Source organism: Nonomuraea sp. NPDC048916, assembly GCF_040649575.1.
Classification (GTDB): domain Bacteria; phylum Actinomycetota; class Actinomycetes; order Streptosporangiales; family Streptosporangiaceae; genus Nonomuraea.
On the sequence record NZ_JBEZFS010000325.1, the window covers coordinates 1 to 355 of the forward strand.

The 355-nt window shown below is 69.0% G+C and carries 1 protein-coding gene; it reads right to left on the reverse strand.

The window, feature by feature from the left end; translation table 11 throughout:
• The coding region (locus AB0C16_RS41060; protein ID WP_357691646.1) for a sigma-70 domain-containing protein at window positions 1-355 on the reverse strand (355 nt) is incomplete at both ends.

Sequence of the window (355 nt, forward strand, 5' to 3'; positions counted from 1 at the left end):
CGGCGGAGGTGTCCTCCAGCAGGTCGCCGAACTGGGTGTCGCCGTCGTCGTCGACGGACATGTTCAGGCTGACCGGGTCACGGGCCCAGTCCAGGACGTTGCCCACGCGCTCGGCGTTGGAGTCGAGCTCGGCGGCGATCTCCTCGTGCTCCGGGTCGCGCCCGTGCTCACGGTTGAACTCGCGCTGCACCCGACGGATCCGGCCGAGCTCCTCCACCAGGTGGACGGGGAGCCGGATCGTACGGGACTGGTCGGCGATGGAGCGCGTGATGGCCTGCCGGATCCACCACGTCGCGTACGTGGAGAACTTGAAGCCCTTGGCGTAGTCGAACTTCTCGACCGCGCGGACCAGGCC